The 4,508-nt window shown below is 71.1% G+C and carries 5 protein-coding genes and 1 tRNA gene; 4 read left to right on the forward strand and 2 right to left on the reverse strand.

All coding sequences use genetic code 11. The features are described 5' to 3' along the window. Positions 1 to 189: 189 nt before the first annotated feature. The gene (locus AB0958_RS44590; protein ID WP_366896206.1) at positions 190 to 756 is read right to left on the reverse strand and encodes a GPR1/FUN34/YaaH family transporter; all 567 of its coding nucleotides are present in this window, start codon (positions 754 to 756) and stop codon (positions 190 to 192) included. 94 nt (positions 757 to 850) lie between these two features. After that, complete coding sequence (locus AB0958_RS44595) at positions 851 to 1,378, reverse strand: universal stress protein (protein WP_366896207.1); 528 nt, start codon at positions 1,376 to 1,378, stop codon at positions 851 to 853. Positions 1,379 to 1,709: 331 nt separating this feature from the next. On the opposite strand from AB0958_RS44595, the gene AB0958_RS44600 reads away from it, so the two are divergent. From AB0958_RS44600 to AB0958_RS44615, 4 genes are all read left to right on the forward strand, one after another. Continuing rightward, a complete protein-coding gene (locus AB0958_RS44600) occupies positions 1,710 to 2,003 on the forward strand; it encodes a hypothetical protein (protein WP_366896208.1) in 294 nt (97 codons plus the stop codon). A gap of 377 nt (positions 2,004 to 2,380) precedes the next feature. Further along, complete coding sequence (locus AB0958_RS44605) at positions 2,381 to 3,553, forward strand: helix-turn-helix domain-containing protein (protein WP_132890654.1); 1,173 nt, start codon at positions 2,381 to 2,383, stop codon at positions 3,551 to 3,553. Between the two features lie 128 nt (positions 3,554 to 3,681). Beyond that, positions 3,682 to 4,284: an oligoribonuclease gene (orn, locus tag AB0958_RS44610; RefSeq protein WP_360516851.1), complete on the forward strand. Its 603-nt coding sequence runs from the start codon at positions 3,682 to 3,684 to the stop codon at positions 4,282 to 4,284. A gap of 113 nt (positions 4,285 to 4,397) precedes the next feature. After that, a tRNA-His gene (locus AB0958_RS44615) sits at positions 4,398 to 4,470 on the forward strand. Positions 4,471 to 4,508: the final 38 nt, after the last annotated feature.

Genomic DNA, 4,508 nt, shown 5'->3' on the forward strand with positions numbered 1-4,508 from the left:
CCCTGACGGGGCGCTGAATCGCCGTCAGGACCAACGCGCCCCGAAGGGGCGCGGGGAACTGCGCGACCAGCCCCCGTCCGCCGCACGGGCCGCGCAACCGAACGGACCCCCACCTGGGCCCAATTGCCCCGCAGGGGTCCGCTCATTGGATCGCCGGGTCCGCCCAACTCCCCGGCGTCGGCTGCCGTTTCAGCCGTGGGCCGTCACCCCACGCCCGGCAGCCCGCCTCGGCAGCACCGTCGGCCAGTGCGCGAGCGCGGCCGTGGCGGCGTACCAGGCCACCGCCCCCGCGGCCACCGCGACCCAGCCCCCGGCCTTGGCGAGTGACGAACTGTCGGCGAAGTTCGCGACGGCGAGCAGCAGCATGGCCAGGAACAGCAGCCCGTGCACGCCCTGTCCGAGCTGGTCCCCGCCCGCGAGGGTCAACGACAGCGCCACGAGGGCGAAGAGGAGCAGGAAGAGGCCGGCACCGTTGGCCGAGGTGCGGTCGGCGGACGAGACGGCCCAGGTGAACCAGAGGGCACCGAGGGCCACATAGCCGGTGCCGCTCACGGTGTCCCGGTCACGGAAGGCCAGCAGGCCGACGAGGAAGAGGGCGACTCCGCCCACGTAGTGGGCGATGGACACGGCGTCGGACGTGGTGACGCCGTCGATGACGCCGGTGGTGCCGAGGCCGAACGCCAACAGGGTGATCCCCAGGGCGAGTCGGCCGGCCACGGTGGTGGTTCCGCTTCCCGCGGAGACGTCATTGTCCACGGCGGGCTCCCTTCATGCTCTGTGCAGTGGTACGCGGTGACCGATGTATGCCCTTCACAAGGGCACAAACACCTCTGCACGGCAGAACGGAGCGTTACGGAATGACAACGACGGGTCGCCTGGCCCGTTTGGCCAGCCGCCCGGCGACGGAGCCGAAGATCCGGCCGACGATCCCGTGGGTGGACCCCACGACGATCGCGTCCGCCTCGTACTCCCGCCCCACCTCTTCGAGTTCGTGGCAGATGTCACCGCCGCGCTCGACGAGGATCCAGGGCACCTCCGACAGGTAGTCGGCGCAGGCGAGCTCCAGACCGAGCACCTCGGTGCGGTGGTCCGGCACGTCGACGAAGACGGGTGGCTCGCAGCCGGCCCACACGGTGGTCGGCAGCCGGTTGGCGACGTGGACGATGATCAGCCCGGTGCGGGAGCGGTGTGCCATCCCGATCGCGTAGGCGAGGGCGCGCTCACTGGAGGTGGAGCCGTCGAAGCCGACGACCACCCCGTGCTTGAAGGCGGGATCGCAGGAAGGACGTGGCTCTTCCGCCGCCAGCGCGTCGGCCGCCGTGGGGTCGGCGACCGGCCGCTTGCGGTCCGCTGGATCGAAGAATTCGTGACCGGCCATGGCTGTCTCGGCGTTGTGATCCTTATGTATGGGAGGGACGACAGAGTGCGGCGGAGCTGTGTCCGGGAAACATCTTCCCAAGCCCATACCCCCAAGGGTACGGCGGCACGCCTCCTCAGCCCAGATCCCGCGCACGCTCCGTAGGGGACCTTCCCCGGAACCGGTTAGGGGTTCCCCGGAGCATGCACGAGCCGCGCCCGTAACGCAATGGTTGCTGCCCCGTACAGGCGGTTTGCGCAGGATTCGGACAGGCCGGACCGCGCCCACGGTGACCGTCCATCCCGCCGCGCGTTGATCACGGCACGAGAGCAGCACGACAGGGAGTACGCCGATGCCCGGACCGCGCCCCGCCACCCGCCGGCCGCGTCCCGCCCCGGACGCCACGGGCGACGTGGTCCGCTGGGCCGCGTTCGCCTGCGTCCTCGTCCCGGTGGTGCTCCTCTGGTACGGCACCTCGCCGGCCGGTGCGGCGGGCACCGCCCTCGGTCTCGCCGCCGTCACCGCCGCGTGCCGGTACCTGCTGCGCCGCTCGGAGCGCGGGACGCGCGGGACGGCGCCCCGGGGCGGCGGACGTCACACCAGGGGCGCCGCACCGGACCCCGGGCGCACTACACCGGTCGACTGACCGGTTTTAACACCCTCGAACGCTGCTTTTCAGCCAACTTCTCCACCCTGCGCAAGGGGTGCCCCCACCACCCCCCAACCCCCGTTCCACCTGCACGGAAAGGGTCCGGGGGACCCCATGCACCCTACGCGGTTTGGCCACTGCCACGAGGCGCACTTCCCTGCACGGCCCACGAGTGCAACCCTTCGTGATCGAATGCTTCACGCCAAGTTGTCATGTCGACAATCGGCGGCGTGTCGAACTGGTCAACGCGACACTGCGGGAACCAGTAGATTCGATCTTGACGTCTTACGGCGGGGGACTCGTGCAGGACCAAGGGGAAACGTGCAGGAGCGACACAACCGAGGAGCCGCGACCACCGAGGGGGGCTTAGCAGGATGAGCCACGACTCCACTGCCGCGCCGGAAGCCGCGGCCCGGAAACTGTCCGGGCGACGCCGCAAGGAGATCGTCGCGGTGCTGCTGTTCAGCGGCGGCCCCATCTTCGAGAGTTCCATACCACTGTCGGTGTTCGGGATAGACCGCCAGGACGCCGGCGTGCCGCGCTACCGACTGCTGGTGTGCGGTGGTGAGGAAGGCCCGCTGCGGACCACAGGGGGCCTGGAACTCACCGCGCCACACGGCCTGGAGGCGATCTCACGCGCCGGCACGGTCGTCGTACCGGCCTGGCGCTCGATAACGGCGCCACCACCGGAGGAGGCGCTCGACGCGCTGCGCCGCGCGCACGAAGAAGGGGCGCGCATAGTAGGGCTGTGCACCGGGGCGTTCGTCCTGGCCGCCGCCGGACTGCTGGACGGCCGCCCGGCCACCACCCACTGGATGTACGCGCCGACGCTGGCCAAGCGCTATCCGTCGGTGCACGTCGATCCACGGGAACTCTTCGTGGACGACGGGGACGTGCTGACCTCGGCCGGTACGGCGGCCGGGATCGACCTCTGCCTCCACATCGTGCGCACGGACCACGGCAACGAGGCGGCCGGGGCACTGGCCCGCCGCCTGGTGGTACCGCCGCGCCGCTCCGGCGGTCAGGAGCGCTACCTCGATCGGTCTTTACCAGAGGAGATCGGCGCCGACCCGCTCGCCGAGGTCGTCGCCTGGGCGCTGGAGCACCTCCACGAACAGTTCGACGTGGAGACGCTGGCGGCACGCGCGTACATGAGCCGCCGCACCTTCGACCGCCGCTTCCGGTCACTGACGGGCAGCGCCCCGCTCCAGTGGCTGATCACGCAGCGGGTACTCCAGGCGCAGCGCCTCCTGGAGACGTCGGACTACTCGGTGGACGAGGTGGCGGGCCGCTGCGGCTTCCGCTCCCCCGTCGCGCTGCGCGGGCACTTCCGCCGCCAGCTCGGCTCGTCCCCCGCGGCCTACCGGGCGGCGTACCGTGCCCGCCGTCCGCAGCCCGACCGCTCCGACGCCCCGGAACCGGCCCCGCTGCCGCCGTCGGGTCCGCTGCCGGTCCAGTACCCCGAGGGGGTGCTGCCGATGCAGACCCGCAGGACAGCGGCGGTGGGCCTGTCGGCCAGCCTGCCGGGCCCGCGCACGGGCAGCTGATCCGCGTTCCCGCCCACCCGGCTCGGCCGGGTGGGCGGCCGCCGTTTCCGGGCACCGCCGGTGACCTCGCGCACAAGGTCACCGCACGGCCGGTCCGGCTCGCGGCGGCGCGCCGTAAGGTTAGACACATGAACGATCGCATGGTGTGGATCGACTGCGAGATGACCGGCCTCTCGCTGTCCGACGACGCGCTCATCGAGGTGGCCGCACTGGTCACCGATTCCGAGCTGAACGTGCTCGGCGAGGGCGTGGACATCGTCATCCGTCCGCCGGCCAAGGCACTGGAGACCATGCCGGAGGTGGTGCGGCAGATGCACACCGCGTCCGGGCTGCTCGACGAGCTGGCCGGCGGCACGACGCTCGCCGAGGCCGAGGAGCAGGTCCTGGCCTACGTACGCGAGCACGTGAAGGAACCCGGCAAGGCCCCGCTGTGCGGGAACTCCGTCGGCACCGACCGCGGCTTCCTGGCGCGGGACATGGCGGCCCTGGAGGGATACCTCCACTACCGGATCGTCGACGTCTCCAGCGTCAAGGAGCTGGCGCGGCGCTGGTACCCGCGGGCGTACTTCAACAGCCCCGAGAAGAACGGCAACCACCGCGCGCTCGCCGACATCCGCGAGTCGATCGCCGAGCTGCGCTACTACCGCGAGGCCATCTTCGTACCGCAGCCCGGCCCGGACTCGGACACCGCGAAGACGATCGCGGCGAAGCACGTCCTGCCTGCCCAGTAGCCGTCCCGGGGTCCCGGGAGGCCCGCCGCGAAAGCCGTGCGCGAGCACCCCTTCGGACCCTGTACACTTTTTCTCGGCCGGTCGGAGAGACCACAAAGTCACCACCGGTCATGGTGGGTGTAGCTCAGCTGGTAGAGCACCTGGTTGTGGTCCAGGATGTCGCGGGTTCGAGTCCCGTCACTCACCCTTGCACGAGAGGCCCCTGGCCCGCGGAAACGCGGGCC

The organism is Streptomyces sp. NPDC006655 (assembly GCF_040703965.1).
Classification (GTDB): domain Bacteria; phylum Actinomycetota; class Actinomycetes; order Streptomycetales; family Streptomycetaceae; genus Streptomyces.

Bases quoted from the DNA above. Each gene is read 5' to 3' on its own strand.
- orn (WP_360516851.1), top strand. From the start codon at position 3,682: ATGAACGATCGCATGGTGTGGATCGACTGCGAGATGACCGGCCTCTCG.
- AB0958_RS44600 (WP_366896208.1), top strand. From the start codon at position 1,710: ATGCCCGGACCGCGCCCCGCCACCCGCCGGCCGCGTCCCGCCCCGGAC.
- AB0958_RS44595 (WP_366896207.1), bottom strand. From the start codon at position 1,378: ATGGCCGGTCACGAATTCTTCGATCCAGCGGACCGCAAGCGGCCGGTC.
- AB0958_RS44605 (WP_132890654.1), top strand. From the start codon at position 2,381: ATGAGCCACGACTCCACTGCCGCGCCGGAAGCCGCGGCCCGGAAACTG.